This window comes from Shewanella phaeophyticola, from assembly GCF_025398315.1.
GTDB lineage: Bacteria > Pseudomonadota > Gammaproteobacteria > Enterobacterales > Shewanellaceae > Shewanella > Shewanella phaeophyticola.
Map to the genome: position 1 here is coordinate 2623178 of NZ_JAODOQ010000001.1, position 26835 is coordinate 2650012.

Here is a 26835-nt window from a genome sequence, read left to right on the forward strand (position 1 = left end):
TTAAGTTGCTTGGCCATTGTGTACGATAAAAGCAATGGCGTGAGTCAAGATTGTCTTGTTGTATTAAGCATAAATTGTCGCGATATATCGATGATGTATCGCGACAAATGGAGATTCTCCACTGCATACTTATTTTAAATTAATGCTCATGTTAGGACCGCTAACCGCTTCTGAGTCAAACCAACGAGTGGTGATGGTTTTGGTTTCGGTGCAAAAACGCACAGCTTGTTTACCATAGGCGTGTTGGTCGCCATAGAAACTGCCTTTCCAGCCGGTAAATGAGAAGAAAGGTAATGGCACAGGAATAGGCACGTTAATGCCCACCTGACCCACTTCAATTTCATGTTGGTACTTACGCGCCGCGCCGCCTGATGCGGTAAAGATTGAGGTACCGTTACCATATGGACTATTGTTCACAAGCTCGATGGCATCGTCTAATGTTTCGGCTTCCATGCAACACAGTACAGGATCAAAAATTTCTTCTTTGTAGATGCTCATGTCGGTGGTGACATTGGTAAACATGGTTGAATCAACCCAGTTACCTGACTCATAACCGGCCACAGTGAAATCACTACCGTCGAGTAAGCATTGCGCGCCTTCCGCTTTTCCTTGGGCAATTAGTTTTAACACGCGCTCTTTGGCGGCAGGACTAATGACAGTAGCCGTAAGCAGCGTCTTTATCGTCCCACAAACCTGGGCGCACTGTCGCTAACGCTTCTTTTAACTCAGGGATCCACTCTTTGGCTTTACCGACAAATACCGCCACTGAAATTGCCATACAACGCTGACCGGCTGCACCAACTGAAGCACCGACCATGTTATTGATCACTTGCTGCTTATTGGCATCAGGCATGATCACGCAGTGGTTTTTGGCACCCGCAAAGGCTTGAACGCGCTTAAGGTTATCGGTTCCTGTTTTGTAAATGTATTGGCCAACACCGACTGAGCCTACAAATGAAATCGCTTTAATGGCGGGGTCAGTTAACAACATGTCTACTGCCGTTTTGTCGCCATGAATAAGCTGTAACACACCTTTTGGCGCACCGGCTTCAACAAATAATTCCACCAAACGTTGTGGTGTCATTGGGTCTTGTTCAGAGGGTTTTAAAATAAAGGTGTTACCGCACGCAATTGATAAGGGGAACATCCATAACGGGATCATTGCCGGGAAGTTAAACGGGGTAATACCGGCGCAAACGCCAAGTGGTTGCGTGTAGCTGTAGGTGTCGATATTACGCGCGACGTTTTCAACGGTTTCACCCATCATTAACGACGCCACGTTACAGGCATGTTCGGCTACTTCAATACCGCGCCATACATCACCTTTTGCATCTTCAAAGGTTTTGCCGGTTTCTTGAAGCCAAAATGGTCGCTAACTCGTCGTGATGTTCTTTTAATAAATGTTGGTAACGCAACATGACGCGCGCGCGTTCTGACACTGGCACTTCTTTCCAGGTTTTGAATGCTGCTTTAGCACTGTCGATCGCCAGCTCGACTTCTGCGGTTGTTGCACAGTTAATCTTAGCAATAACGCTATTATTAGCTGGGTTAGTCACATCAATATTGCGCTCGCCGTTGCCATGAGTGAATTCGCCATCAATGTAATGCTTAACTTGTGTGATCATGTTGCTTTCCTCGATCCTTGAACATCTTGAGTGAGCTTGGCTCACTGGTATTGAGTGACTGTGCAGGTGATGCGATTATTTTGGTTGTCAGTCTCACATGTTATGTGGCTGCATTTGCCTCTATCTGCACAGTAGTCTTGTTGAACTTAATCTTGTCTAATTTAGCGTTGTAAAATCGGCTTATTTATACTTCAATCGCCATGGCTGTGGCTTCGCCGCCACCAATACACAATGAAGCCACACCGCGTTTAAGCCCTTGTGCTTTTAATGCATATATCAAGGTGACTAACAAACGTGCGCCCGAACAACCAATAGGATGACCAAGGGCACATGCGCCGCCATTGATGTTTACTTTGCTGGCATCTAACCCAAGCTCAGATACCGCTAACATGGTTACCATGGCAAACGCTTCGTTAATTTCATACAGATCAACGTCATATTTGCTCCACTGCACTTTATCGAACAACTTTTGCATTGCGCCGACGGGAGCGGTTGTGAACAATGAAGGTTCTTGCGAATGCGTAGTATGGCCTTTAATGGTCGCCATAACGGTTAAGCCTAATTCATTTGCTTTGTCGCGAGTCATTAACATTAGTGCTGCGGCGCCGTCTGAAATTGAGCTTGAGTTTGCTGCCGTAATGGTGCCGTCTTTAGTAAAGGCTGGGCGCAATGTTGGGATTTTTTCTGGGCGGGCATTACCCGGTTGTTCATCGGTATCGACAGTGACATCACCGCGACGGGTGCTAATGGTTACAGGCACCACTTCATCCTTAAAGGCACCAGAGTGAATGGCAGCATTGGCTTTGTCGAGAGAACTTAATGCAAAGGCATCCATTTGTTCACGCGTGAGACCAAAGTCATCTGCAGTTTTTTGCGCAAATGTGCCCATCGCGCCACCAGTATAGGCATCTTCAAGACCGTCTAAAAACATATGATCCATGACTTTACCGTGCACTCCATACGCATGCCGCCACGGGCTTTGTCGAGTAAATATGGCGCCTGGCTCATGCTTTCCATGCCACCCGCTATCACCACATTACTGCTACCCGCTTTAATTAAATCATGGGCTAACATGACGGTTTTCATCCCCGAGCCACACACTTTATTGACCGTGGTTGCGCCAACACTTAATGGCAAATCTGCACCCAATGTTGCCTGGCGAGCTGGCGCTTGGCCAAGACCTGCAGGTAATACACAGCCCATTAGCACTTCATCAATGCTGTCGCCGCTTACGCCGGTTTGCGCTAAAAGGCCTTTAATCGCGGTAGAGGCTAACACGGGAGATGCGACCTCAGCCAATGCCCCCTGAAAGCCACCCATAGGGGTACGCTTTGCGGCAACAATAACGATATCTTGACCTGTTTGCTCTGTACTCATAACCACTCCATTTTTTTGCGCATATAAAATCAAAACCAATATCACACCACTTTGACGTTGACGCTAACGTAAAGCAAGTAAAAAATGATCAAATTTGTGATGTTCATCTCATGAGCTTGTCATTGAAGATTTACACTTGATAATTAAATGAGAATATTTATAGGTAAGATGATGTTTTAATTGTGGTAAAACCATCAAGGTTTTAATACTGAAATGAGCTTGAGTACAAATTAAACTTTAGTCTACTAGCCGCGATACCTTAGGGTATTACGGCTTTGGGTTATGAGTGGCTGATTATGTTTTTTTGTTTTCCCAAGGGGTTTTCGCGCTCATGTCATTTAAGTCATAAGGTGTTAACTGGTAAACGTAATAGTTAAGCCAATTACTCACCAATAAGCTGCCGTGACTGTGCCAGCGGGCAATAACGTCTTGGCTTGGGTCGTCATTACGATAATAATTTTGCGGAATGTCTGGGTTTAACCCTTGGCCAACATCGCGAGTATACTCATCATTTAGGGTGGCTTTTTGATATTCAGGATGACCCATTACAAACAAATTGCGATTATCACGGCTAAGGACAATATAGGCACCGGCTTGGTCAGAGTCAGCCAATACTTCAACCTCAGGGTGTTGACGTAATTCTTCTACGTTCATTTCGGCAAACCGTGAGTGTGGTGCATAAAACTCATCGTCAAAACCACGCAGTAGCGGGTGTGGATCGCTAGTGCGACTGTGATTAAATACGCCTGAACGTTTATTTTTTAGCAGTTGACGCTGTAAACCATATAAATGATACAAGCCAGCATGGGCTGCCCAACATAAAAACAGTACCGAGGTGACATGATTTTGAGACCAGTCAATAATCTCGCGAATGTGATCCCAGTAAACCACATCTTTAAAATCGATTTGTCCAAGCGGTGCACCTGTGATGATAAGACCGTCATAATTGTTATTTCGCACATCTTCAAAATCACGGTAAAAGGTATTCATGTGGTCAATCGAGGTGTGTTTGGACTCTTTGTCGTGAATGCGTAATAAATCGACGTCGACTTGCAATGGCGTATTACCGAGTAAACGCAATAATTGCGTCTCAGTTTCAATTTTATTAGGCATTAAATTCAAGATCAGCACCCGCATAGGACGAATGTCCTGATTGGCTGCACGGGTTTCAGACATCACGAAAATATTTTCAGACTCTAAAATACCTGCTGCAGGGAGATTATCTGGAATTCGAACCGGCATACGACTCACCTTTTTGATTAATTAAACACAGACAGCTTGTTTATTGTGCGATAAATTAGCAACGCCCTATAAACCAATATGTTTAGCCGATCACAGTTTCAACATTCTGTAAAAAGACAACTTTATTGAGCTTACCTTAAATAAACGCTATCAATAAATAACGCTAAACATTGATATCACGCGATATAAACCAATAATCACACAAGCAATCATTGATGTCACCAATCATACACAAGGATGTCTAGAAGTCTACACGTCTTAAGTTGAATTTTTTTCTCTCTTGTTATCAAACGGCGTTATTCCTATTATGAGCCATTGATAATTATGAGGTTAACTATGTCAGTCGCAACTGCAATGATCATTGGTGCGGGCTCGCAGCTCAGCCAGGCTTTGCGAAACAATTGTCGGCACAGCAAGTGTCATTAGTGCTTTTTGTACATGATCCCGAGTCTCTCAAGCAATTTGCTGAAAGCCTTCCTGGCGAAGTCAGCGTGTATCCACTGACCATTGACCAACCACAAACAGTGATAGCTCAGCTTAATGAAGCCTGGACCACCCATAACGGCGCCCATTTGGTGATTGTGAATACAGGGGTTAATGACTACGACCCAGCCCTGCCATGGAGCATCGATCAGCACACCATCGATGTGAATGTGATGGGATTTTCAGCGGCAAGCCAATGCATTTTCAAATTGATGTGCGAGCAAGGTTATGGTCAATTAGCTGCGATAAACTCGATTGCTGGTCAACGCGGCGATCCAAATGTGGCTTACCATGCCTCTAAAGCCTTTGCCGAAAATTATTTACAGGGGTTAAGTATGCATGCGCAGCGCTTAAAACTACCTGTAACCATAAGTGATATTCAATTAGGGTTATTTGACAAAGCGGTGCACTTAAATACTCAGATGTTATTGTCGCCAATTGATAAAGTGGCTGGGCAAATATTAACGGCACTTAAAAAAGGTAAACGCCGAGTGTATGTTACCAAACGCTGGCGAATTGTGGCGTGGATAAACCGACTTTTACCAGAATATATTTACAACACCCGCCATTGGAAACCGAAAAAGAAACGCGGTTAATCTGGATGATACCAAAACAGGAACCTGCGGGTTCCTGTTTTGTTGCAATGAATAGCTGATGCTAATCAACTACAGTTAGAAAGTATAACCCACGCTAATCATATAAACCCATGGGTCGATGTCTGTTTCAACGACCATATGGTCAGCGCCCATATCAAAACTCACGTCGGTAGAAATTTGTGCATACCATACAGAGGCATTCACGAGCCACTTTTTATCAATTTGGTAATCAAGCCCTACCTGCGCCGCAACGCCCCAAGAGTTAGACATAGACAGATTATCTAATCCTAAATCTTTGGCATCCTGATTAAAGTCATTGTCAAAAAAGTTGGTAAAGTTAACCCCAACCCCAACATATGGACGCAGTGCAGACTGTGCATTACCAAAGTAGTATTGAGCAACCAATGTTGGCGGTAAGTGTTTAGTGTTAGCGATAACGCCTAGCTCACCGAGTGACACGTCATGGCTAAATGGCGTGGCAGCTAATAGCTCTATCCCAATGTTATCAGTCAACATATAGCCAAAGTTAAGACCTAATTGGGTATCACTATCAACACTAAACTCTGCCACACCGGCCACCACAGGGCTTGACTCATTAGGTGATACCGTTGCTGTACCTGCCCGCACTATAATGTCGCCCGCTTGATGCGCTGCAGCACCAAAAGATAAGCCAGCAGATAATAGTGATGCAGCAATTAAACTTAGGGTAATTTTCTTATTCATTTTCAGACTCCATGACAACAATAAATAGACGTAATTCATTAACATCCTTAACAATTGCCGCCAACCTACCCAAGTTAATCATTAACAACATTGATTTAGATCAAACAAATCTCCATACCTATATTGGGGTACTTACTTAGATAGCTTAAGCTTGATTTAGATCACAAAATAACCACGAAACCAGACAAAAGATGCATTTTATAGTTGGGTTATTGTGGTGTGACGCAAGCTAAATTGTAAGCCTATTACGTCCGGTCGCAGGCATAGATAAACACTTTCTTATGTGATCCTTGTGTGACTTATTGAGGTAATAGCAATGACAATTGGCGTATAAATGTTGTTGAAATGATGACGTGTAAATTGATGTTTTTGTGCAGGGTAATGCTCTAGAGCCTGGTGATCTTTCAAGGTTGTTTTTGCTGCGAATTGTTGGTCTTTACTCATATACAAGTGCGCGGCAGATACTTTAGTGTTGCACCTAATACCAATTCCACTAATTATCTGGTCATTCAGCGGGAATTCTGTACCTTCTAGGCAAGTAATAGGATTGTAGGCATAGTTGCTCTCGGCAACTGCTCCTGCGTTGCTCTACCTCCTGCATCCATGCAGTCGTACGTCAAAATACTATTAAGCAGCATAGAAGGTACAGAAACCCGCCTTGCAGGAGACGCTCAGACTATCCATTTCTTTGTTGCATTGCCTTAGAAGGGAATAACCATTATTTCAACAATGCGCCTCAAATTGAACAGTCTGAGCGACTCTGATCGGTCACATAATTAATGGAAATGGTATAACATCGATTAGGTGCAATTTTAAAGTTTATAAAGTAATGCTGTCTCAATTAGCAGGCATCGTGTTGCATCTCTGGCGCGGCCTCGGCAAAAGGGGCTAATTGGTTACAAGTCTGGTCAATGCGAACAATATGAGGAAAATCATCAAGCGGAACATTAAAGCGTTTCGCATTATACACTTGTGGTACTAAACAAATGTCGGCAAGTGTTGGTGTATCGCCAAAACAAAAACGCCCAGAATACTGGCTTAATTGTGCCTCTAATGCCGTAAATCCGACAATAATCCAATGATGATACCAACGCATTTTATCGTCTTCAGGCACGCCCATGTCGTTCGTTAAATATTGCAGTACCCGTAAATTGTCTAGTGGGTGAATTTCACACGCAATCGCTTGTGCCATACTGCGCACGATGGCGCGATGCTCTATATTGCTCGGCAATAATGCTATCTGCGGGTGCTTTTCTTCAAGGTATTCAATAATCGCCAATGATTGCGACAAACTCAGCTCAGCATCAATGCCATTATCAACAAGAGTGGGCACTAAATGTTGCGGATTTAATCGATCATAAGCCTGCGAATGCTGCTCACCGCCATTTTTCACCAAATGAATTGAAATCTGCTCTGCCGATAATTGCTTTAAATTTAACGCAATACGCACACGATATGCAGCGCTTGAGCGCCAATAACCATAGAGTTTCATCTGTTATCCTCTTTATTGTTTTTATCGCTTTTTATTTTTAAATTGTTGAGTCATCAATAATGAAAAAGGCAATAACGATGATGCGTTATTGCCTTTTAAAAAAATCGCTACAGAACCTTTACGCTTTATATTCAACAACTTTCTGGTCGATAGAGCCAAAAATACTCACGCCATTTTCATCAAACATTTCAATGCGAACAGTGTCACCAAAATGCATAAAAGGGGTAGAGGCTTTGCCGTCGGCAATCATTTCTAGCATGCGCTTTTCAGCCAAACAACTAGAGCCTGCACTGCGGTCATAGTTTGAAATGGTGCCTGAGCCAATAATAGCGCCAGCAGCAAGTGGGCGAGTTTTAGCCACATGTGAAACTAACTGGCTAAAGTTAAATGTCATGTCGATGCCGGCATTCGGGCGACCAAACAACTCACTGTTTAAGTGAGTCACTAAGGGTAAATGCACTTTGCTGTCTTGCCACTTGTCGCCCAGCTCATCTGGCGTAATCGCTACCGGTGAAAACGCACTTGATGGTTTAGATTGAAAAAACCAAACCCTTTAGCCAGTTCACCTGGGATTAAATTACGCAATGACACATCATTCACCAACATGAGCAACTTGATGTGCTTTGCAGCCTTGTCTGTCGATACGCCCATGGCAACATCATCAGTGACGATAGCAATTTCTGATTCAAAATCAATGCCATACTCTTCACTGGCCATTTCAATGTCGGCTTTAGGTGCAATAAAGCTGTCTGAGCCGCCTTGATACACGAGTGGATCTAGTCCAAAATGATTCTGGCATTTCAGCGCCGCGAGCCTTACGAACTAGCTCTACGTGGTTAACATAAGCGCTACCGTCAGCCCATTGATAGGCACGCGGTAATGGCGATAAACAACGTGACTCATCAAAGGCGATGGCGTTATCCATTTGGCCATCATTGAGTGCGTCATATAATTCGCTTAATTGTGGATACAATAAATCCCAAGCATCGAGTAACTGCTGCATTGTTTTAGCAATGGCTGGCACTGCGACCGTTTTGGTCAAATCTTTACTGACTAACATCAATTGGCCGTCGCGACGTCCGTTGTGATAACTTGCAAGTTTCATTGGTGCTCCTAAATTCTGGGTGGCATTCGCGCTGAGTCTCACTAGCTTGAATGGCTTAACTCACTCATTGTGGCCATATAAAGCCGTTAAATCCTATAGCCTGTGGCAAATCACGCTTTACCCATGCAAACCGTGATTTGTACATTATTATTTACAAACGATAAAAAACCTTGCCAATGCGGATTGGTATTAAATGGCCAAAATGCCAACACGTTAGCTGGCATTAAATCGTTACATTATTTTTTCTTGCTAATATTGTAGTCGCGCAGTTTATTGGCAATGGCGGTATGCGACACTCCAAGCTTTTTCGCCAACTGGCGAGTACTTGGGTAAGCTGGGTATAGCCGACGCAGTAACCCCGCCTCATAGTCTTTCATGGCTTCATCTAGTGTGCCTTCAAACTCTTCGTCAAAATAACCAAAACCTTCAGCATATGATGGCAGTTTAAGCTGCTCAACGGTCAACTCTGTCGAGCCATCCCACATGGACACGGCTCTAAAAATAGCATTTTTAAGTTGGCGAACATTGCCCGGCCAGGCATACGTAAACAGATAGTCACGGCAACTGGCTGAAATACGTCGCAGCGGACTTGATAGCTGTTGACTATAGTGCTCTAAAAACATCTCTGTAAGCGGGATAACATCTACACGACGCTCACGCAGAGACGGCATGTGATAACTCAACACATGGATGCGGTAGTATAAATCTTCTCTAAACTCACCGGTTTGGCACAACTCTGCGAGGTTTTTCTGGGTAGAGCAGATAATGCGTACATCGGCTCGCACTTCTTCATCACCACCAATACGTCTAAACGTGCCATCTTGCAATAAACGTAACAACTTAACCTGGGCAGCTTTGGACATTTCGGCAATTTCATCTAAAAATACCGTGCCGCCTTTTCCTTCCTCAAATAAGCCACGCTTAACCACAGTGCCATTGCTAACAAAGCCAAACAGCTCTTCTTCGGCGACGCTATCAGGCAATGCCGCGCAGTTTATGGCAATAAAGGGGTGTTCGCGGCGCATGCTGGCATCGTGGCTAGCACGAGTCATTAACTCTTTACCCGTTCCTGTTTCGCCGGTTATCAATAACGGCGCGTCTAGCTGAGCCATACGTTTGGCTTGCTTTAACACGTCCTTCATTTTATCGCTCATCGCTAAAACGTTATCAAAACCTGTGGTTTGATTTTGCAGCGCATTAAATTGCTTGCCGACTCTGGCAGGTGATTTAAGCGACACCACTGCACCAGCTAAAATAGTGGTGTCGTTATCGTCAGGTAAATAAATCGGTAGCATTTCTGCTAAATATTCATTGGAATTAATTTGCACCCGTGTAGCTTGAGCCAGTACTGGGGTTTCACTCATCCAGCGAGCAAAGTTAAAACCTTGCACCCAATGATTTAACGATTCTTCGACCACCTCATGCTCTGCCATATCCAAAGTCAGCAGAGCTGACTCATTGGCAATACGAATACGGCTCTTGGTGTCGATTGAAAACACCGAATCAGGCAAGGTTTTAAGTAATGTTTTTAACGCGTAGTGTTCTTGCTCAGACGGCATAAAAGACACGGTACGAACGTCATGCACGCTTTCGACTTTTCGAATTTGCGGCATTAATTCTCGTAAGGTTTCGAAACTGATTTCTGCGAATTGCAAAAATAGGAAACCTTTATTACTGGCATCAATGGCAATTAAGTTAATGCCATGTTTTTCAAGCACGACGAGGATGTCTTTCGCTAAACCCACGCGATCAATACAACTGACTTCCAAACGCATATGTAACGATTCCCTAGTTATTAATGTTTTGTTGCGGAAATTTGTCACAACGTTAGAGGGATATTGCTTCGGTGGCAAGCGAAGTTTACAGTAGAATTGTAACAGACAAATTATTCAGCATGTTACGTTAACGTAACATGCTGAAATAAATGTCAATATCGTTAGTCTAATAACTGGTCGGTCTTGGCAGCCATAATGAAGTCATTCTTGTGTAAACCTTTAATCGAGTGCGACCACCAGGTTACGGTGACCTTACCCCATTCGGTTAAAATACCTGGATGATGAAACTCAGCTTCGGCTAAGTCGGCCAGTTTATTGGTAAAAGCCATAGCCAACTTAAAATTTTTAAATTTATAAACACGCTCTAATTGCATAATGCCGTCACGAACCTCTACTCGCCAATCTGGGATCATGCCGATAAGCTCGGCTAATTCTGCCTCGGTGACTTTTGGGGCGTCAGCCTGGCAAGCTTCACACTTCATCTCGGTTAATGCGTTCATTGGTACTCCTTGGCTTAATGTAATGCTGTAGTGACTGTAGGCTCAAACATTGTTGCTTTGCTCAACTGCCATCATGGGTTAACTAGCTTGATTTTTGAGTGAAAACTTAGGCTCAAACATGCCCAATTGTTGCGCTTTTTTCACCATACTCATAATGTCCATTCGTGCAATTTCATCTAAGTAATCAATATTTTCAATCACGTAATAAATGGGCTGCATAATGTCAATCCGATATGGGGTGCGCAGTACATCGAGCAAATCAAACGGTCTGCGCTCTGGTTTATCGCTAAACGCATACATGGTTTCACCGGGCGAACTTAAAATGCCGCCGCCATAAATTTGTAAAGGTTCATCTTTAGCCTGTACTAAACCAAACTCAATGGTAAACCAGTACAAACGCGCTAAAAATACCCGCTGCTCTTTGGTTGCCGCGAGGCCTAACTGACCATACATATGCGAAAAATGCGCAAATGATGGGTTGGTGAGTAATGGGCAGTGTCCAAATATTTCATGAAAAATATCAGGCTCTTGAAGGTAATCGAACTCTTCTTTACTGCGGATAAATGTTGCCACTGGAAACGCTTTATTGGCGAGTAGCTCAAAAAAACGTCCAAATGATATCAATGCTGGCACAGCTGCGGTTTTCCAACCCGTCGCATCCAATAACACCTTGTCAATTTCAGGCAACTGCGGAATGCGGTCAACCGACATGGCTAATGCATCTAAACCTTGCAAATACGCAGGGCAAGCACGCCCGGGCATATTGTTCACCTGGCGTTGATATAGCTGCTGCCATAATTGATTCTCATGTTCTGAGTAATCAATATAACCTTGGGCATCAGCTTGATGGGCAATATAAGTTGTTGCTGTCGTCATAGGTTCCACTTTACGTAAACTTCACTCTCTACATAGTGTGCTAACCTTGTGCTTTTGTTAACTACTTCACAGTTTATTGTCTGCCAATAATGCAGTACTAAATGTAAACAAATGAATACAAGCCCAAGATCCCCCTTTAACAAATAGCGATAATTTAGGAGTGATATCAATTATTTTACTGATACTTGTACTGTGATAATTTACAATGTAGACCAACATGGCTCATTTATTCACAGGACGATTAAACTATGGCAATTTTGGTAACCGGTGGCGCTGGCTATATAGGTACGCACACAGTCGTGGAGCTGCTAAATGCTGGACAGGAAGTGGTCATCGTAGACAATTTATCAAATTCAAGTGTTGAGGCATTAGCAAGGGTTCGTACGATTACGGGTAAAGATGTCACCTTTTTTCAAGGTGACATCCTCAATAAAGCTTTACTGCAAAAAGTATTTGTCGATCATAGTATTGAATCTGTTATTCATTTTGCTGGCTTAAAAGCCGTTGGCGAATCTGTTGCAAAACCGCTTAAATATTATGAAAACAATGTCACCGGCACCATTATTTTGTGCCAAGTGATGGCGGAACATAACGTCAAAAATCTAGTGTTTAGCTCATCGGCAACCGTATATGGCGACCCAGCTAGCTTACCGATTAAAGAAGATTTCCCTACTGGTGCGACTAACCCGTACGGCCAATCCAAATTGATGGTTGAGTATATTTTAGCGGATTTATATCAGTCAGATAACAGCTGGAACATTGCCCGCTTACGCTACTTTAATCCGGTTGGCGCCCACGAAAGTGGCTTAATTGGTGAAGACCCAAATGATATTCCCAATAACTTAATGCCGTTTATTGCTCAGGTTGCTGTGGGTAAACGCGAACAGTTAAGTGTATTTGGTAATGATTACAACACCCCAGATGGTACTGGCGTACGTGATTATATTCATGTGGTCGATTTAGCCATTGGCCACTTACAAGCGCTTAAAAAGCTGCAAACTAAACCAGGCTTAGTGACTTATAACTTAGGCACCGGCATTGGCTATAGTGTTTTGGACATGGTAAAAGCATTTGAAAAAGCTTGTGGCAAAACCATTGCGTATCAAATCAGTCCTCGTCGCCCGGGTGATATTGCGGCCTGTTATGCCGACCCAAGTTTCGCCGCTGCACAATTAGACTGGCGCGCAACCCATAGCGTTGAAGATATGGCGAGCAGCAGCTGGAAGTGGCAATCAAATAACCCTGATGGGTATAAATTGCCAAGCGCTTAACAATTTTTTGCTGCAGCTAATGCTAATATTTGCTGCAGCAATTAATACAGTTATTGGAATATAAATGACCCAAGGTATTAACCAAAGTCGCCGCAATCTCTTTAGCCGCCGCAAAACCAATGTTATTCGCCCGCCGTGGAGCAAGCCAGAACGAGCATTTACAGATAATTGCACCCGTTGTGATAAATGCATTAACGTGTGTGAAACTCAAATCATTAAGCGTGGTGAAGGTGGGTTCCCTGAAATCGATTTCAGCAATGACGAGTGCACCTTTTGTAAACAATGCGTTGAAGTGTGCCCAGAGCCAGTTTTTGATACCACGTTGGCACAACCATGGACTAATGTTGCCAGCATAAAAGACAACTGCTTAACCGCTAAAGGTGTCTGGTGCCAAAGTTGTAAAGATGCCTGTGAGCCACGTGCGATTAGTTTTAATATGGCCGTGAGTCAAGTGCCAAAACCCGTGATTGATATCGATGCCTGTACTGGCTGCGGCGCATGTGTATCACCTTGTCCGGCCGATGCCATTACGTTGATGCCCACTGAGTAAGTCGTTAGTTAACAAAACCCACAGATTGTCGTTTTGTTATACTTATTTTAACGCTATATTAGCACCCCTATTTAGCCATATACCCAAGGGCACTAAGATGTTTGGTCAAAAAAATCCGGTAAATCCGTTGAGCTTTATCGCTCAAGAATGTCACTTAACTGGAAAGCTTATTTTCAGTGGAGATGTATTGATTGCTGGCCATGTTAGTGGCGATATTCAGGCACAAGGCAATGTCACCATAGAAACCAGTGGTACGGTTGATGGGGATATTTTATGCCGCGAATTAATGATTGCGGGGCAATCGTCAGGTGAAGCGCGCTGCAAAAAAATCACCTTACATGAACAAGGTATTTTTGAAGGCGATGCCTATTGTGAACACATTGAAATTTTAGATGGTGGCCAATTTTTAGGTTATCGTCATCGTGACTCACTCTCGTCCACATCAGCCAAAACAGACGCAAAAACCGCTGACAATGCTTAAATTTGGGTTAATACTTTGGTTATGTGCTGGTTTTATTGGTCTTAAAACGCTGGCAAGTGTCCTCTATGGTTAACCAACTGACCTGCTCATTGGTATAAATATGATATGTGGGTTGCACTTTGTTAGGGTCATCAAGTGATGCTATCGACAAAGTGCAGTACTGCGGGTAATCCACATGTCGATAGGTCATACTGGTACCACATCGCTGACAAAAACCACGACGAATACCAGCAGAAGAAGCAAACTCTGTGACCTGCCCTTGCAGCCATGTTACCTGTTCGGTATTAAAATCCATCCAACTCATCACCACCGCACCTGCACTTTTACGGCATTGGCTACAATGGCAATGATCGGCATCAAATGGCATGTTAGTTGTCTGGTAACGAATAGCGCCACATAAACACCCGCCTGTTAATAGCATGGTTAATTATTCCCTTTGTAAATGCACCTCAGCCAACTTGGCTGCTTGGTTCGACTGCTGCCACTGGCGTAACAAGCTAACAAACTCTTTTGGGTCGCGATCAACACTGTCTATCGACAAGTAAAGATGATACCCCAGTTGCTCATTTAAGGTTTGACAGCGGTGACCAAACATCGCAAGCACACCTCGATAACGATCGCCATTAACGATTAACGGCGTATATTCAGTGCCTAAATATCCCTCTAGACTTTGTAAATCTTCATCTTGAGTGGCTGCAGTCATTAATAGCGGTCGTTGCTCAGTTAACAGGCCGGTCGCTAAACGCGGCGAGATACAGTCTAAAATTGGATTGATTTGTTTAAGTTTAACGCCGATATAGGGCAGCTCAATTAACTGTAGATTTTGGTTTACTCTTACATTATCAAGGCGTTGAATATTATCCCACTTAATAAACACCTGGCCGCGACGATGGAAAAAGGCCATGCCTTCTGCGGTTAATTTAAAACTCACGGCAGGCTGATACACTTTGGCGACACCTAAAATTAAGCCCACTGAACCCAGCGCAAAAAACATCATACCGAGTGCAAACAAGCTACCAAAGGCAATAAAAATAACCAAACTTATAAACATGCTCAGCGTACCAAGCAGGGTTAAGGTAATGCCGTTGCGTTTAGAAAAAGGACTGATCGATAACTCATCGGTCATTTAAAGTGTCTCCTTGGTATTCTGCTGTGCAGATAACCCTTTAATTTGTAGCCAAAGCATACCGACATATTCATGAATTGAGCGTTGCGATGCATTTAACTGCTCAGCATCAAGACGCCACCAAAAGCCCTTGTGAGCAATAAAATTGGTTGGCGCTGGCTGTGGCCGCATGCCTAATTGAGTAAAAATACTCACTGCACGTGGCATATGGGTGGCAGAGGTTACCAGTGTAAAAGGTTGCTGGCCGATTAATTGCTGTAATGCGTATGCTTCTTCAATGGTATCTTTGGGCTGTTCAAACTTAATGATATTGGCTGGGTTAACCCCAAGCTCAACAGCCGCTTTAGCCATTATACTAGCATGAGGTGTCGGTTGTTGGCCGCCACTGTAACCACTTACCACTAAGGTGCAAGCTTGTCCCAAACTCAGTTGCCGGATCCCTTCACTCAAGCGCGCTAATGCCGTGGCAGATAACTGCTGTACTGCTGTTAATCCAGGCTTTTCGGTATTACTTGAGCCAAGTACCATCACCACACAGGATCCAGTTTTTAGCTGATTATTAGGTGCATAACGTGATTCTAATGAGTGAGTTAACCAATAGCTAACTTGAGACTGACTGCACAACAGCAGCACAGCTATGGCGAGTGATAAACTGGCTTTACCGAACTTAAGCAGCAATTGACGTTGGCTGCGCCACAATAACGCAGCAATCAATAATAGCAACACAGTTAACGGAATGGGCATCACCAATTGCGACAAGACTTTTTTTAACCAAAACATCAATCATTCACTCAATCTTTATTCAGTCAGTAATACCAACTTAGATTCTAATACCAATTCCACTAATTATCTGGTCATTCAGCGGTAATTCTGTGCCTTCTAGGCAAGTAATAGGATTGTAGGCATAGTTGCTCTCGGCAACTGCTCCTGCGTTGCTCTACCTCCTGCATCCATGCAGTCGTACGTCAAAATCCTATTAAGCAACATAGAAGGCACAGAAACCCGCCTTGCAGGAGGCGCTCAGACTGTCCATTTCTTTGTTGCATTGCCTTAGAAGGGAATAACCATTATTTCAACAATGCGCCTCAAACTGAACAGTCTGAGCGACTCTGATTGGTCACATAATTAATGGAAATGGTATAATATTGGCGCTAGTGTAACTTAGTCTGCACAAAACAAAAACGGCACTATTAAGTGCCGCTTAGATACCACGCAAAATTGGGTAAACCTACTTTTCGTCTTTGCCCCACAGCCACGCTGCGCCGCGAACACCTGATGATGCCCCAAATTTATTTTTAACAACTTGGGTCTCACACTCTCGACTCACCACATATTTAGGCAGCACTTTAGGCAACTCAGTATAAATCGCATCAATGTTTGACACACCGCCACCTAATACAATCATGTCTGGATTCATCATGTTAATCACATGCGCTAACGAACGTGCTAAACGATCAATGTAGCGCTCAAATGCGGCAGTGGCTAATGGGTCGCCCTGCGCCATCATTTCAGCAATTTGAATCCCACTAGTAGCATCGCCACCCGCCTCACGAAAATCACGCACAAAGCCCGTACCAGAAATAAAGGTTTCAATACAATCACGATTTCCACAAAAACACGTGGTGGAATTGAATTCATCAGGGGTCATCCATGGTAATGGGTTATGCCCCCATTCGCCGCCAATGCCATTGCCACCAGCATGTACACGACCATTTATTGCAATACCAGCACCACAGCCGGTGCCAATAATACCACCAAATACCACACCTTTACCGGCTGCTGCGCCGTCGACAGCTTCTGATACCGCAAAACAGTTTGCATCATTGGCCACACGTACTTCACGGTTTAAAACATCACTTAAATCTTTATCTAACGGGTGACCGTTAATCCAAGTTGAGTTTGAGTTTTTAACCAAACCGGTAAAGGGCGACACCACACCTGGAATACCAACCCCCACAGATCCGGTTTGTTTTGTTGCTGTTTCAGCATCAGTCACTAGGCTGACAATAGCTTCTACGGTGCCAGGATAATTTCTAGGAGTAGGGATACGCTTTCTGAAGATTTCAGTGCCATCTTCGGCTAACGCCACTATTTCAATTTTGGTACCACCGAGATCGACGCCCATGCGCATCATAACTAGCCTCTCCATTATCAATGTAAAATTATTTCCATATCAGCAAAGTGAGGTAACACCTAACTTTTTGCAAACCACGCCGGTGACGCAGCAATAAAATATGGATTTAAAATGTTTTCTTTTTGATTATATTCAAGTGGTGTCATGGCTGGATAAGCCAATACAACCCCACCTGCACTTTCTAAAACAGCTTGCGCGGCTGCAGTGTCCCATTCGCTGGTTAACCCAAGCCTTGGGTACACATCTGCTTGGCCTTCGGCCACCATACAAAACTTTAATGAACTGCCGACACTGAGCATATTATGCTCGCCGACCTGTTCTAAATACTGAGCAACATCTGGGCTCACGTGCGAGCGACTGCCCACAACAATGGGCGGGGTTTGTATCTGGCGCTCGCTAATATCGAGCGAGGTGACCGTGCCACCTTGCTCAAGCCAGGCACCTTGACCGAGAATGCCGCTATAACACTTTTTCAATACTGGGGCATAAACCACACCCGCAACCGCTTTGCCTTGATGAATAAGCGCAATATTGACGGTAAACTCGCCGTTGCGTTTAATAAACTCTTTGGTGCCATCAAGAGGATCAATTAACCAGTAGGTTTGCCAGGTTTGTCTTTCGGTCCAACTAATATCAGCCGCCTCTTCACTCATCACGGCTATAGCAGCGAAATGACGCTTCAGCCCAGCAACAATTACATTATGACTGGCGATATCAGCCGCAGTGACCGGACTGTCATCTTGCTTAACTTCAACCCCTAAATCAGATTGAGCATATACCTGCATAATGGCGTCGCCAGCCTTTTTGGCCAGTTCAATAACCTTGTGTAAATCCGCGGCTGAAAATGTAATGTTCGACAAATCAATTCCTTAAAAATAATAAGCAGTCCGATACCATTTATAACATTATGCCATCGTTCGCATCATAAATTGATATAATCATTTGTTCGTAGTTAAACCCAAACGCACAAATCCGTCGTTAAAAACCTCACATCACCACAACAAATCGATAACACTTTGTCTTGTTGCTCGATACTAAGCTAAGCGTTGCGCTGCTCAAAGCAAACAGTGCATCTTTGCATTCGTATTCAATCACGCTATCGCTATTCTCATCGCGTGAAAAGCCCAAAAGCACTGGGGTCGCGATATGGTTAACCGACTAAAAAAATGAGTGCCAATAGCAATAATAACAATAATCAAGGCTATGGTGCTGCGCTGGTTAACGTTTTGCCAGAAACCAGCACCGCATTATCATCAATGGTTTCACAGCCTGCACCAGTACTTGGTGAGTTTGCACATTGATAAACCCGAACATAATCCACTAACATCGATTGTGGAAATACTGCTGGATCAATGCCTTTGTTATGCACATTTGCTGCCCAATCGCCACCCACAGCAAGATTTAGCAACAGATGAAATGCTTGATTAAAAGGCGCATCATTGGGCGCGTTAACGGTTTCTCCCTTATCGTCGACATATTGGCTATACCAGCCAGATGAACGTTGCGTGGCAAAATGAACATCATCCACATACCAGCGTATTTCATCTTGTTGCCATTCAACGGCGTAAACATGAAAATCATCTGCGGGATTAGTATTATTCGCTAAATGATACTCCTGACCCGTATAAACATTATTAGGCCATTGTTTGCCGTAATGTAAGGTGCCGTGAATCGACGCCACTGGAGCTTTGCCGTCGACTTCGACCTTAAGATTCACCGCTTCCATGATGTCAATTTCACCTGAGCCTGCCCATGGCCATATACCCAATCGGTTGGAAGCATCCAAATTGCTGGCCATGTACCTTGGCCTTGGGGCAATTTTGCACGAATTTCAAAACGGCCGTATTTCCAATCGCCTTTGTTTTTAGATACCAGGCGCGCCGAGGTATATTCCATGGTTTTACTGGTGTCATTAGCATCATAACTCGGGTCAGCGTCATTGACAGCAGGTCCAGAAAAACGCTCTTTAATTGCGCTAATGGTCAGTAAACCATCGGCAACAGAAGCATTTTCAGATCTTGAGGTATAACACTGTGCTTCATTATTGCCGCCGCCATAACAATCAACTGCAAAACTCCATTTATCAGTATTAACTTCATTACCCTCAAACTCATCTTGCCATACCATTTTCCAGGAATGAGTGCCTAGACTGTTTGCGCTATGAGTTTGCTCGTCGTCAACTGTTTGGCAACCCGAGATAATTAACGGCACTAACGTCAAAGTGGTTAATTTGGGTAAAAATGAATTGTTGCTACCAATACGCTTCAATATTCTGCTCATCTTGTTCAATACCTAATTTAAGCTTGAGCTTGGCCAGACTGACTGGAATATTAGTCAGTCTGGCCGAGCATTACAGAGCAATTTACTCGTTACATTGAATCGTGTTGTCGCTCGGCTGAGCTTGAATCACTACATCACTGAAACTGATGTCACCTTTAGCCTCTGTCGCAAGATAGAACGGCATAGTAATTTTGCCAAAGTCCATTGGCTCGCGAGCAAAACACGCCAAAGACACGCTAATACTCTGCCATTCACCCAACTTGCTATTCACTTGCTGTGCAATATCAACTTGCTGACGACAATCACCTTCGCAAGCCATACCTAACCAAAGTGGCTTTTGTAATGATGTGGTCGATTTAATACTTAGCGACAACGCTGAATCACTATTGCTATAAGCTCTAAAGTCACGCGGGAAGTTACTGATTAAGCCAACTACGCCTTGCTCGCTGCCATTAAATGACACCAAGCGGGCATCTTCTTGCACGACGCGATCCATGGTACGAATGGTTAACGCATTGTTTTGTGCCACACTGCTCGACAGAGCTTGGCGCTCAACGCTATTAGCAATGTACATTGACCAAGGTGATTTAACCGCACGTTCAAATAATGGCAAGTCGGCTAGTGTTTGCTCAGCGGCTAAATTGTCTTCAGATAAATTATCAAGCATCACTGCATCGCTGGCCGTAGACTGATAAGTTAACCCGTAACCAAATGGGATCAATGGCTGATACTGCGCTTTAACTTCAGCAGATTCTGTTGCTAAAGGTACGTTAACCGTAGTTTGTTGTGGAGTAGCTGGCCACGAGAATGACAATTTTCCACCAAAGTCATGTTTGATCTTACCGTCTGCATCAGTAAACAACACATCGGCAATACCCTGGCCTTCAGAGCCCGGTAACCATGCGGCAACAAAGGCGTCTGATGCATTAAATTCAGCATTCACCCACATTGGACGGCCACTGATAAATACCGATACCACAGGAATGCCTTGTGCTTTAAGCTGCTTTAGCAAGGCTAAGTCGCGCTTATCACCACGTTGATATTCTAAATTATCAATATCACCATTGCCTTCCGCATAAGGCTCTTCACCAAAGACCACAATGGCGACATCTGGCTTTTGTTGCTCAGTAAACTCGCCATTAACACTTAACATCGCTTGACCACCGGCCTGATTGACCACTTGCTCAATACCTGAGTAAATCGATGTTGCGCCAGGGAAGTCGGCATTTTTGTTGTCGGTACCCTGCCAAGTAATAGTCCAGCCGCCAGACTGCTTACCAATATTGTCGGCTGCATCACCCGCCACCAAAACCGATAACTTAGGTGAAAGCGGCAACACATTTTGATTGTTTTTCAGCAATACCAAAGATTCACGCACCGCTTGGCGGGCAACCTCACGATGACTTGCTTGACCGATTAACTCTGTCTTACCCGATAATGGACGGTTAGCAGGGCTTGGCTTGTCAAACAAACCCGCTCTCAATTTAACTCGTAAAATACGTGACACCGCATCGTCTAATCGAGCCTGACTAATTTCGCCACTGTTGACTTGTGCTACGGTATTTTCAAATAACGGTTTCCATGCCGCTGTAGGTACCATAAAGATATCTAAGCCAGCATTCGCCGCTTGAGCACACGACTCATTAGTACAACCCGGAATTTGTCCATGGCCATTCCAATCGCCCACCACAAAACCGTCAAAACCCATGCGATCTTTTAGTACATCTGTCAGCAGGTATTTATTGCCATGATTTTTTTCGCCATGCCAGCTATTAAACGAGGCCATCACACTTTGTGCGCCTGCATTTAACCCGCCAACATAACCTTGAGCATGCACATCGACTAACATTTGCTCACTGGCAATATTGTCGCCCTGATCAATACCCTTTTCTGTGCCGCCATCACCTAAGAAATGTTTAACGGTTGACAGCACGCGTTGATCAGATAAAAAGTCACCACTCACGGCGCCTTGCAAACCTTCTACAATCGCAAAAGAGTAATCTCTAACAATGGTTGGATCTTCAGAATAGCCTTCATAACTGCGGCTTCAACGGTCATCTCTCACTACTGCTACCGTAGGTGCAAATACCCAATCAATACCAGTAACCATGACTTCTTTAGCCGTAATCGCCGCAATTTGTTCAATCAACTTGGGGTTATTGGCTGCACCTAATCCGATGTTGTGTGGAAATAGCGTAGCCCCAATGACATTATTATGACCATGTACAGCGTCAGTTCCCCACATTGTCGGGATATTAATGCCATCGACAGAGTCGTCAACCGAGGCTTGATATAGCGATTCAGCTAAGGCAATCCAATCCGCTGGCGTCGCATGCTTATCGTTATTAGGGTAAGCACCGCCGCCATTGAGATAGGAACCAAAACCGTACTTGCGCATATCTTCAACGGTGATATCGCGAATTTCAGGCTGGATCATCTGCGCCACTTTTTGCTCTACCGTCATCTTGCTTACCAACGCGATAATTTTAGCTTCAAGCTCAGTATCTTTGGCAATAGCAGGCGTTAATGCTGGCCATAAATCAAGCGTGTTTTTTGCGTCAGTTTTTACTGTGGCCGCTTCAGGTGTAACCTTATTAGCAGGTGCAACTTGTTGAGTTTCGCCGCAACCGCCTAGGCTTCAATAAAACCACTAAACTTAAGTAGCTTACCTTCATCGTCAGCGCGGTTGATTTACGCTCAGTATTTACAGAAATAATAGTCATGTGATGTTCTTATCCTTGTTGCTCAACATTAGCGGTAGGGCGCGCTGCGTGGCAACCTACTAAACCGTAATAACCAATGAAACCGTAACATACTAGCGGCACGATAAACGCTAATTGAATACCTAAGTTGTCCGCCAAAATACCTTGTAACAGCGGTAACACCGCACCGCCAACAATGGCTAAACATAAAATACCTGAGCCTTGGCTGGTATGTTGTTTTAAATCTTGTAGCGCCAGGCTGAAAATAGTTGGGAACATAATTGAATTACATAATCCCACTAACAATAAGGCCTACATCGCGACACTGCCGGCACTAAACATCGCCGCCACAACCAATACGCAAGCACACAGCGCATTAAAGGCTAACACTTTACCTGCTTTAACTTTTTGCATCACACCTGCGCCAATAAAACGTCCCACCATGGCACCACCAAAATAATAAGCAATATAATGGGCGGCTTGGGATTCAGATAAACCACCAATGTCATCTTGTGTTAAAAAGCTAATCAAAAAGCTGCCAATACCCACTTCGGCGCCCACATAGACAAAAATACCCACAGCGCCTAACACTAGATGAGGATATTGCCATGCACTGCCTTTAGCCGTTTTTTGGCTAGTCACCACCTTCTTGCCCAATAGTGGCAACTTTAACAGCATAAAAATGACCGCAAGAGCTAATAAAGACGCCGCTAAAATCAAATACGGTGTTTGCACTGCACTGGCTTGTTGTTGTACCGATAATTGGCCAATCACTTCACCGACTTCGGTAAGTTTTTCATCGTGTTCTACTGTCGATAAAATTAACCAGCTGCCAAAGAAGGGAGCCACCGTAGTGCCCAAGGAGTTAAACGCTTGAGTTAGGGTTAAACGAGATGATGCGGTTTCAGCAGAGTACCTAGCACACTCACATATGGATTGGCTGAAACTTGTAAAATGGTAATGCCCGATGCTAAAACAAAAAAAGCAAACAAGAACATATTGTATGAGCCATAACTGGCTGATGGATAAAATAATAAACATCCAACACAGGCAATCACTAACCCCGTGATAATCCCTTTTTGATAACCAATTTTACCCACCAGCGACCCCGCAGGAATCGACACAATAAAGTAAGCACCAAAGAAACAAAACTGCACTAACATTGCTTGAGCATAATTAAGCTCAAACATGTTTTTTAGGTAAGGAATTAAAATATCATTGAGGCAAGTTAAAAAGCCCCACATAAAAAACAATGAGGTTAACGCAACTAATGCAAAGCGAAAATCCCCTTGTTGGTGAGTAGAATCAACATGAGTTAACTCTGGTTGGTTGTGTGAAGTCGCCATGACATCCCCTGATTTATAAGTCGTTATATTGGGTTATTTACTACTCGAGCTAAACATGACCATAAATCGTTCACTCAGCAGAAAACTGGGTAAACAATATCCCCTTCAGGCCTGTTGTGATTAATTCGCTAAATCAAATATTGACCTTTGCATCATTAATCACTAATCTCAATGTAAGCGCTTTCATTTTTAACATATCGATAACTGATGTCAACGATTTTTAGATGTTCAAACAGAATATTTCATCTAACAGTTGAGTGGCACAATAGCGTAATCATAGGTGTTTCAGCGCAATAAATTGCCCAAAAAAGACTCAAAACTAATCAATACTAAGTGAAAATTAATATGAAAATAATGTTACCAGCCGATTCGAAAATGCAGTCAAAAGCGTTCACATACGGTGTTGCAACCGCATCATTTCAAATCGAAGGCGCAGCTGATTCACGTTTAGCGTGCATTTGGGACACTTTTTGCGCCACACCAGGCAAAGTACGCGATGGTTCCAACGGAGAGCAAGCTTGCGAACACGTAAAACTATGGCGTGAAGATATTGATTTAATTGAATCATTGGGTGTAGATGCATACCGCTTATCGATTTCCTGGCCTCGCGTGTTACATAAAGATGGCAGCTTAAACACTCAAGGCGTGCAGTTTTATACTGACTTATTAGACGAGCTAAATCGCCGTGGCATTAAACCGTTTGTCACCTTATACCACTGGGATTTACCACAACACATTGAAGACAATGGCGGCTGGTTAAATCGTGAAACAGCTTACCTGTTTGCTGACTATACCGACAAAGTCACCCAAGCGTTTGGCGACCGGGTTTACTCTTACGCCACGTTTAACGAGCCTTTTTGCAGCTCGTACCTAGGTTATGAAATTGGCGTACATGCACCTGGATTAGCCAAAAAATCTTATGGTCGTCAATCAGCGCATCATTTATTGTTAGCCCATGGTTTAGCAATGAAAGTATTACAAAAAAACAGTCCAAACACTGAAAACGGCATCGTGCTTAACTTTACCCCTTGTTACAGTGCAACAGAGTCTGCCGAAGATGTACAAGCGGCCAGTAAAGCCGACCAGTATTTTAATCAGTGGTACATTAAGCCGTTGTTTGATCGCTGCTATCCTGAGATTATTAACGACTTTGCACCAGAGGATATGCCGGTTATTGAAGAAGGCGACTTTGATATTATTGCCCAACCTATCGACTTTTTAGGCATCAACTTTTATACCCGTGCTGTGTACAAAGCAGATCCTGCTTCAGGGTTTAGCCAAATTGATATGGTTGATAATCCTAAAACTGATATTGGTTGGGAGATTTACCCACAATCATTCACTGATTTATTGACCTCATTACATGCACTTTATCCGTTACCACCGATGTACATCACCGAAAATGGTGCCGCCATGGACGATAAATTGATTGACGGTAAAGTAGATGATCAAGACAGACTCGCTTATTATGATGCCCACTTAAATGCTGTGAATAACGCCATAGAACAGGGCGTTAATATTGTGGGTTACTTTGCTTGGAGCCTAATGGATAACTTTGAATGGGCTGAAGGGTATTTAAAACGCTTTGGTATTGTCTATGTTGATTATGACACCCAAAAGCGTACGCTTAAGTCTAGCGCTTATGCCTACAAAGACTTATTAGCTAACAGAAAATAACCCTACAGTTAAGCCGTTCCTAATGAGCGGCTTTATTTTATTTAACGCATCAAACTAAAAAATATAACAACAATTATTGAGGCTCGTATGATCAGTATTAAAGAGAAAATCGCTTACGGACTTGGGGACACAGCAAGTAATATCGTTTTCCAAACGGTGATGCTGTTTTTGACCTTTTTTTATACCGACATTTTCGGTATTTCACCCGCATTTGTCGGCACCATGTTTTTGGCCGTACGCTTAATTGATGCGGTAACCGATCCACTAATGGGCGCACTGGCCGACAGAACCAATACCCGTTGGGGTAAGTTTAGACCTTACTTATTATGGTTTGCCCTGCCCTTTGGCTTTATCAGTGTGTTGGCATTTACCACACCAGATTTAACTGAAGATGGCAAAATGATTTATGCCTTTGTCACTTACACAGCATTAATGATGGTCTATACCGCCATTAACATTCCTTATTGTGCACTGGGCGGCGTATTAACCGCCGATCCTAAAGAGCGCGTGTCAGTACAGTCATATCGTTTTGTGTTTGCCATGCTAGGCGGCTTATTGGTATCAGGACTGACATTACCTTTAGTCGAATTTTTAGGTCAAGGCGATCAAGCTAAAGGCTATCAATTGACGATTACCGCCATGAGCATTTTAGGTGTGGCGATGTTTTTAGTGTGTTTTTGGGGCACCAAAGAGCGCCTTCACCCGCCAGTCGATCAGCAATCAAGTTTTAAGAAAGACTTTGGCGACATGCTTAAAAACGATCAATGGCGGGTACTTTCTGTTGCTGCGGTGTGTTTATTATCTGGTATGGTACTGCGCACTAGCTTAGCCATTTACTATGTTAAGTATTACCTCAACATGCCAGACTCTATCACCTTATTTATCACCCTGGGGATGGTTGGTAACATCTTTGGTTGTATTTTGGCTGAACCGCTGGCTAAACGCGTCTGTAAAGTGAAAGCCTATATTAGCCTGCAAATCCTTGCTGCTACATTATGTGTGCTAAGTTACTTTGTACCAAGCGATCAAGTTATATTGGCGTTCTTTATGTTTATTGCTTGGGGCTTTACCTTCAATATGGCAACGCCGTTGTTATGGCCAAAATGGCCGATGTGGTCGATTATGGTCAATACAAAAATGGCGTACGGATCACAGGGATGATCTATTCATCAGTAATATTCTTTATTAAGTTAGGGGTTGCCATTGGTGGCGCGGCTGCAGGTTGGTTGTTAGCTGGCTATGGTTATCAAGCCGATACCGCACAAACAGAAGCCACCCAGCAAGGTATATTATTGTCGTTTACCATTTACCCTGCCATAGGCTCTATTTTGGTGGCGTTTGTGATGCGCTGGTATGTACTGGACAACCAAAAAGTGGGTGAGATTCACTTAGAATTAAATAGAGATGCAAAATGAAAGCATGCTAGTCTTGCAAATCAATGTTCCAAAGCTAACTTGAATTAATTAACAAGAAA

Annotated in this window: 21 protein-coding genes and 5 pseudogenes; 7 read left to right on the top strand and 19 right to left on the bottom strand. The window is 43.6% G+C overall.

The window, feature by feature from the left end:
* Positions 1-129: 129 nt before the first annotated feature.
* From N4T56_RS12165 to metA, 3 genes and pseudogenes are all read right to left on the bottom strand, one after another.
* Positions 130-1625 (bottom strand): annotated as a pseudogene (locus N4T56_RS12165) (CoA-acylating methylmalonate-semialdehyde dehydrogenase).
* A gap of 184 nt (positions 1626-1809) precedes the next feature.
* A pseudogene (locus N4T56_RS12170) lies at positions 1810-3002 on the bottom strand (thiolase family protein).
* Positions 3003-3296: 294 nt separating this feature from the next.
* On the bottom strand, positions 3297-4244 hold the full coding sequence (gene metA / locus N4T56_RS12175; RefSeq protein WP_261733415.1) for a homoserine O-acetyltransferase MetA: 948 nt from the start codon (positions 4242-4244) through the stop codon (positions 3297-3299).
* 336 nt (positions 4245-4580) lie between these two features.
* Between metA and N4T56_RS12180 the strand changes: the two are divergent.
* Positions 4581-5323 (top strand): annotated as a pseudogene (locus N4T56_RS12180) (SDR family NAD(P)-dependent oxidoreductase).
* Between the two features lie 75 nt (positions 5324-5398).
* Here the strand turns inward: N4T56_RS12180 and ompW are convergent.
* The 6 genes and pseudogenes from ompW to phhA all read right to left on the bottom strand — a co-directional run bounded on the left by ompW (position 5399) and on the right by phhA (position 11794).
* A complete protein-coding gene (gene ompW, locus N4T56_RS12185; protein ID WP_261733416.1) occupies positions 5399-6046 on the bottom strand; it encodes an outer membrane protein OmpW in 648 nt (215 codons plus the stop codon).
* Positions 6047-6887: 841 nt separating this feature from the next.
* Positions 6888-7538, bottom strand: coding sequence for a maleylacetoacetate isomerase (gene maiA, locus N4T56_RS12190; RefSeq protein ID WP_261733417.1), 651 nt, complete (start codon positions 7536-7538; stop codon positions 6888-6890).
* A 118-nt stretch (positions 7539-7656) separates the two neighbouring features.
* A pseudogene (locus N4T56_RS12195) lies at positions 7657-8643 on the bottom strand (fumarylacetoacetate hydrolase family protein).
* Between the two features lie 236 nt (positions 8644-8879).
* Positions 8880-10418, bottom strand: coding sequence for a transcriptional regulator TyrR (gene tyrR, locus N4T56_RS12200; protein ID WP_261733418.1), 1539 nt, complete (start codon positions 10416-10418; stop codon positions 8880-8882).
* 161 nt (positions 10419-10579) lie between these two features.
* A complete protein-coding gene (locus N4T56_RS12205) occupies positions 10580-10918 on the bottom strand; it encodes a 4a-hydroxytetrahydrobiopterin dehydratase (protein WP_261733419.1) in 339 nt (112 codons plus the stop codon).
* A gap of 78 nt (positions 10919-10996) precedes the next feature.
* Positions 10997-11794, bottom strand: a complete 798-nt coding sequence (gene phhA, locus N4T56_RS12210) for a phenylalanine 4-monooxygenase (RefSeq protein WP_261733420.1) — start codon at positions 11792-11794, stop codon at positions 10997-10999.
* A 248-nt stretch (positions 11795-12042) separates the two neighbouring features.
* Here phhA and galE point away from each other — a divergent pair, with 248 nt between their 5' ends.
* The 3 genes from galE (at position 12043) to N4T56_RS12225 (ending at position 14096) form a co-directional block, all read left to right on the top strand.
* Positions 12043-13065, top strand: coding sequence for a UDP-glucose 4-epimerase GalE (gene galE, locus N4T56_RS12215; RefSeq protein ID WP_261733421.1), 1023 nt, complete (start codon positions 12043-12045; stop codon positions 13063-13065).
* Between the two features lie 64 nt (positions 13066-13129).
* Positions 13130-13615 carry a ferredoxin-type protein NapF gene (gene napF, locus N4T56_RS12220; RefSeq protein WP_261733422.1) on the top strand — a complete coding sequence of 162 codons (486 nt, stop codon included), beginning with the start codon at positions 13130-13132 and terminating at the stop codon, positions 13613-13615.
* Between the two features lie 97 nt (positions 13616-13712).
* The gene (locus N4T56_RS12225; RefSeq protein WP_261733423.1) at positions 13713-14096 is read left to right on the top strand and encodes a bactofilin family protein; all 384 of its coding nucleotides are present in this window, start codon (positions 13713-13715) and stop codon (positions 14094-14096) included.
* A 19-nt stretch (positions 14097-14115) separates the two neighbouring features.
* Here the strand turns inward: N4T56_RS12225 and N4T56_RS12230 are convergent, their stop codons facing one another.
* The 10 genes and pseudogenes from N4T56_RS12230 to gluP form a co-directional block, all read right to left on the bottom strand.
* Positions 14116-14517, bottom strand: a complete 402-nt coding sequence (locus N4T56_RS12230; RefSeq protein ID WP_261733424.1) for a GFA family protein — start codon at positions 14515-14517, stop codon at positions 14116-14118.
* Positions 14518-14523: 6 nt separating this feature from the next.
* The gene (locus N4T56_RS12235; RefSeq protein WP_261733425.1) at positions 14524-15222 is read right to left on the bottom strand and encodes a DUF2982 domain-containing protein; all 699 of its coding nucleotides are present in this window, start codon (positions 15220-15222) and stop codon (positions 14524-14526) included.
* A complete protein-coding gene (locus N4T56_RS12240; RefSeq protein ID WP_261733426.1) occupies positions 15223-16002 on the bottom strand; it encodes a YdcF family protein in 780 nt (259 codons plus the stop codon).
* 448 nt (positions 16003-16450) lie between these two features.
* Positions 16451-17356, bottom strand: a complete 906-nt coding sequence (gene mak, locus N4T56_RS12245; RefSeq protein WP_261733427.1) for a fructokinase — start codon at positions 17354-17356, stop codon at positions 16451-16453.
* 59 nt (positions 17357-17415) lie between these two features.
* Positions 17416-18216 (bottom strand): 3'(2'),5'-bisphosphate nucleotidase CysQ, encoded by an 801-nt coding sequence (cysQ, locus tag N4T56_RS12250; RefSeq protein ID WP_261733428.1) that lies wholly within the window; start codon positions 18214-18216, stop codon positions 17416-17418.
* Positions 18217-18557: 341 nt separating this feature from the next.
* The gene (locus tag N4T56_RS12255; RefSeq protein ID WP_261734817.1) at positions 18558-19082 is read right to left on the bottom strand and encodes a glycoside hydrolase family 16 protein; all 525 of its coding nucleotides are present in this window, start codon (positions 19080-19082) and stop codon (positions 18558-18560) included.
* Positions 19070-19636 (bottom strand): glycoside hydrolase family 16 protein, encoded by a 567-nt coding sequence (locus tag N4T56_RS12260; protein WP_315903047.1) that lies wholly within the window; start codon positions 19634-19636, stop codon positions 19070-19072. Before N4T56_RS12260 ends, N4T56_RS12255 begins: the two co-directional genes overlap by 13 nt.
* 82 nt (positions 19637-19718) lie before the next feature.
* Positions 19719-22274 (bottom strand): annotated as a pseudogene (locus tag N4T56_RS12265) (glycoside hydrolase family 3 protein); the annotation flags it as partial.
* Between the two features lie 94 nt (positions 22275-22368).
* A complete protein-coding gene (locus N4T56_RS22770; protein ID WP_390904046.1) occupies positions 22369-22617 on the bottom strand; it encodes a hypothetical protein in 249 nt (82 codons plus the stop codon).
* Positions 22618-22650: 33 nt separating this feature from the next.
* Positions 22651-23379, bottom strand: coding sequence for a glucose/galactose MFS transporter (gluP, locus tag N4T56_RS22775; protein ID WP_390904047.1), 729 nt, complete (start codon positions 23377-23379; stop codon positions 22651-22653).
* 650 nt (positions 23380-24029) lie between these two features.
* Here gluP and N4T56_RS12275 point away from each other — a divergent pair.
* From N4T56_RS12275 to N4T56_RS22780, 3 genes are all read left to right on the top strand, one after another.
* Entirely contained in the window at positions 24030-25361 is a 1332-nt protein-coding gene (locus N4T56_RS12275; protein ID WP_261733429.1) for a GH1 family beta-glucosidase, read from the top strand.
* A gap of 87 nt (positions 25362-25448) precedes the next feature.
* Positions 25449-26522 (top strand): glycoside-pentoside-hexuronide (GPH):cation symporter, encoded by a 1074-nt coding sequence (locus N4T56_RS12280; protein WP_390904049.1) that lies wholly within the window; start codon positions 25449-25451, stop codon positions 26520-26522.
* Entirely contained in the window at positions 26420-26776 is a 357-nt protein-coding gene (locus N4T56_RS22780; protein ID WP_390904050.1) for an MFS transporter, read from the top strand. The genes N4T56_RS12280 and N4T56_RS22780 overlap by 103 nt, the downstream gene beginning before the upstream one ends.
* Positions 26777-26835 lie beyond the last annotated feature (59 nt).